Source organism: Microcoleus sp. OTE_8_concoct_300 (assembly GCF_031383065.1).
GTDB lineage: Bacteria > Cyanobacteriota > Cyanobacteriia > Cyanobacteriales > Microcoleaceae > Microcoleus.
In genome coordinates this window covers 1-4,046 of the sequence record NZ_JANMZH010000481.1, presented here as the reverse complement: position 1 = coordinate 4,046, position 4,046 = coordinate 1, and the positions used below count along the sequence as shown (strand labels likewise).

The window sequence follows — 4,046 nt, the reverse complement described above, 5'->3', positions numbered from 1 at the left end:
CAGCAAGACTTCCGACCCACCCGACCCAGTTTTTCTGACTTTGAGCAAAATCAAAAAAATTCAGAGAACACGGTCTTAGATACTTTCCCGTGCAATGCAAGTTCTGAAAATCTCACAACAAAATTAGTAAAACCGGCCGTTACTGGGGCGGGTGGCACGGAACCCTTAGAAATCAACGTTTCTACCTGCGGAACTGGGGCGAAAACTGGGGCGGGTGATGTTGAAACTGGGGCGGGTGAGGCAAAAATGCTGATCGCCCCTGGGTTCCAATTCACCCCGGCTTTCCGAGTGAAAGTTTCGCCAGAGTATATCGGCACTCAGGAATTCAGGGGAAAACTGGCCACGATAATCCAGGTATATAGTGACGGGCTGTGTCGGATTGAGTTTGACAGCGAAATCGAAATATCTGGGTGTCAGCCAACAAAAGCGACCAACATTAATGGCTGGGTTTTAGAATCCGTCACCGAACTAAATCTCAGCGAAGAAGAACTAGAACTGGTTGAGGAAATACGGGGAGCGATCACCGAAAATGACCCTACAGCCACCGATGGAATCTCTCGAAATAGTTTCCGAATAGTTTCAGATCACGTCGCTACCCCCACTCCGGCAGACCCTCACGCCCTCTCGGAATCTGAGTCGGAACAACCAAAACCAGAGCTGTGACCACTTGCCAAATAGGTATCAAGAGGGCATCATAAAAGGCTCCTCAAAAACACACAAATCTGCACTTTTCATACCGGATTCAGCAGTGGCAAAGCGACATCCGGTAATCCTGTTGAGTGCGCGCTCGGCTACGACAATCCCCGTCGATTGGAAGTGTGGCAAGCTGAATCAGGAATCCTGTTGAGTGCGCGACTAATCTCGCATAATTCAGTGTTGCTTTAGGGGGTTCCGTTTCTCTAAAAACAGGGTTTAAATACTCATTCTATCGTTGAAGAAATCGGTCGTTTGAAGATGTCTTATGCAGCAATTGGTTGTAAACGTGAACAGTATCTACAAAAATTTCGAGTCGAATCGTGTTTCGGTCTCCCCTTTGGAATGTGACAAGGTACAAGGTCTCTATTCTCTCCTCACTGAATGGATATTGAGCAGAAGTGTTGAACGCTTATTGATAGAATCCTGAAAATAGACATACGAATCCTGTAAACTGCTGATTTCAGCAATTGAAAACAAGTTCCTTGAACCAGTGAATATAGCTGATTTTTTCACACATAAAAGCCTGTAAATACCGTAACTTGTCTAATAGTTTATTTCCAATTATATCAGGAACTTCAACCAACTGAAGCAACAAATAACAAATTAAACAGGCATAGATTTGTATTTTAATTCCATTGGTATTTTTAGTGATTAAATGAGCCAATTTTAGATGCATTTTTAAGAATTTCCAGAGCAATTCAATCTGCCATCTTCTTCGATAAATTTCTCCTATTTCTTCATTGGTGTATGCTAATTCTCCTGATTCAGGCAAATTAGTCACAAACCTAAATTCAGTCCGTGTTTCTAAATCCGAAAAAGTCACTAATCTTACTTTGACTTTTCGTTGGTCACTCCACACTTCATAAGTTCCATCTTCCTTCATGTTGATAGTAGAATTATTCTTAATTCGTAGTACAAAATATTGATTTTCTTTTTTCAGCAATGCTTGAACGCGTTCAGAACTAGAAAAACCTCTATCTATTACAGCGACTCCATTTTGAGGTGTGGCTGCTATGGTTTCATCTCCATACTGACTGTCATGACCTTGCCCAAAATGAATGTATACTCCATCAATCATTCCCCGTTTATTGTCCGTTCCAGCAAATAATTTTACTTGATGGTATTCCTGTTGCCATAGTAATTTACTTGTTAACGTAACTATTGTTGAATCTAAAGGGAATACACTTAGGCTATCTTTGTCAATTAATTGACGTTTTAGATCCGCTTGTAATTTTTCAAATATTTTTATAAAAACACCAATATCTCTATGCTTACTAGCCTTTGAGAACGTTGATATATCTAAGGAAATACCTCGACTGTTTAAACGGGAAAATAGCGAACCCATAGTATCGAGGCTTTGGTCAAAACTAAACCCTAGCCAGCAGGAGACAAATGTAAAGCTATCTAAAACAGGATAATCATCTTTGGGTAAATGGGCCAGATACCGTTTGACAATTTTGGGGAAGTTAGAAAATATTGGAGTTTAGACTAAGCAGGTCAAAAACTGCGATCACTGTAAGACTAGCGAAGGTTTATCAAGAACGGCAACGGTCGCTGGCGACCAGCTATCAGGCTCACCCATAAGATAAATATCAGCGACCGTTGACGTTCTCCGAGACTGCAATTCCAGAAAAAAAACTGTCTGCGATAGTTTCAACAGACAGCGTAAGGGTAGAAAATTGAGAATTCAGCAAAAAATCTCAAATCTACCTGCAATGAAGTTTGAACAATTATACGAATTTCGTCAACTGGCTTATCAATGCCTCGGCAACGCCAAAGATGCCACATTTGAATTAGCAGATGCAGTGATGACAACCCGCCACGTCTCATGTTTAGGAGATTTTGCCCTCAGTCCTTTATTTCGACGTGAGTGGTCAAGCGTCTACGAGGCGCTGCAAGATTGTAGACCAGACCGAGCAAAATTGATGCAACTATACATCGAACAAATGTCACAAGTGGAACGGCCAGTATTGGCAATCGATCATACAGCGTGGTTGAGGCCCCATGCACCTACCCTCAAAGAACGTACTTATGAACATCAACCTACAGCCTTGCCTCACGGCATACCTGTCGGTATCGGTCAAGGATATAGTACGATCGCGTGGATACCTTCGACCATCGGCAGTTGGGCACTACCGTTGAGACATGAACGTATTACGAGTTGGGAAAATCCGATTGCTAAAGGCGCTGAACAATTGGCACAAGTGTGTCAATATCTTCAACATCGACCGATCGCCTTATTTGATAGTGAGTATGGGTGTGCTCCTCTGGTAAAAGCCACTGCTGCGATCGCCGCTGATAAACTAATGCGTATTCGTTCTAATCGTTGCTTGTGGTCAGCACCTCTATCTTATAGTGGTAAAGGCCGACCAAAAATTCACGGTCAACAGTTTAGGCTCAAGGATTCTCAAAGTTGGTGGGAACCAGAACAAACTCTGGAATCTGTTAAACCCAAACTCGGAAAAATTAGGTTAAGAAAATGGAATGACTTGCATTTTCGAGGCAGTCCCAAACATCCAATGACTCTGATTTTAGTCGAACGTTTAGAAACCGTAACGGGTCAATTTAAAACTCAACCTTTGTGGTTAGTTTGGGTTGGCCTCCAAATGCCACCTCTTACAGAAATTTGGCAACTATACCTGCGCCGTTTTACGATCGAGCATTGGTATCGCTTAGCCAAACAAACCTTGCATTGGACTGTGCCCAAGTTAAGCACCCCAGAACAGTGCCAACGATGGAGTGATTTGATGCCATTAGTGACTTGGCAATTATGGTTAGCTAAAGACTTAGTGAGAGAAATTCGTCTACCCTGGCAAAAGTCTCTCCCTGAATTGACTCCTGGAAGGGTTGCACAATCAATGCTTCCACTTTTAATCAAGATTGGGAGTCCGGCTGTCGCTCCCAAACGCCGAGGAAATTCAGATGGATGGCCTCAAGGAAGACCTCGCACTCAAAGATGTCGCTATCCTGTGGTCAAAAAGGGCAAAGGTCGGTTCCAAAAATCAACAAAATTCGTAAGTTAACCTTAGTTAACCTTGAGAAATCTCTCACTTATTAACCATTCTTTCCACTCAGCTCATGCTGAGTCAATTTGTGCTTAGTCTAAACTCCAAAAAATAGCATTTCAGTTGATTATTCATAATTTATCACTCTGAAATTATACATTGCTCGGCCAATTTTAGCAATTTTCTCCTATCATTCAACACTTCTGGGTAGATACTTATTGAGTAGGTGATTAAACTCTGCCTCACTCAACACTATTTCTTGAGGTAATAGTTTGAGAGCGTTTTGCCATTTGGTGGGGATTTTGAAGTCCCCAATTAGTGAGAAGAAGAGTGGATTCAGAAAAA

3 protein-coding genes are annotated in these 4,046 nt (G+C 42.1%); 2 read left to right on the top strand and 1 reads right to left on the bottom strand.

The window, feature by feature from the left end; translation table 11 throughout:
• A partial coding sequence (locus tag ACUVJL_RS21650) for a hypothetical protein (protein ID WP_445247716.1) occupies nucleotides 1-663 on the top strand: 663 nt, incomplete at its 5' end.
• 493 nt (nucleotides 664-1,156) lie between these two features.
• Here ACUVJL_RS21650 and ACUVJL_RS21645 read toward each other — a convergent pair.
• Nucleotides 1,157-2,173, bottom strand: coding sequence for an IS4 family transposase (locus tag ACUVJL_RS21645; protein ID WP_445247717.1), 1,017 nt, complete (start codon nucleotides 2,171-2,173; stop codon nucleotides 1,157-1,159).
• Nucleotides 2,174-2,411: 238 nt separating this feature from the next.
• Between ACUVJL_RS21645 and ACUVJL_RS21640 the strand changes: the two genes are divergently transcribed.
• The gene (locus ACUVJL_RS21640) at nucleotides 2,412-3,719 is read left to right on the top strand and encodes an NF041680 family putative transposase (protein ID WP_445247715.1); all 1,308 of its coding nucleotides are present in this window, start codon (nucleotides 2,412-2,414) and stop codon (nucleotides 3,717-3,719) included.
• The last annotated feature ends 327 nt before the right edge of the window (nucleotides 3,720-4,046 follow it).

What these genes read in the sequence shown, in the direction of transcription:
- ACUVJL_RS21640 (WP_445247715.1), top strand. Translation starts at nt 2,412, where the DNA reads ATGAAGTTTGAACAATTATACGAATTTCGTCAACTGGCTTATCAATGC.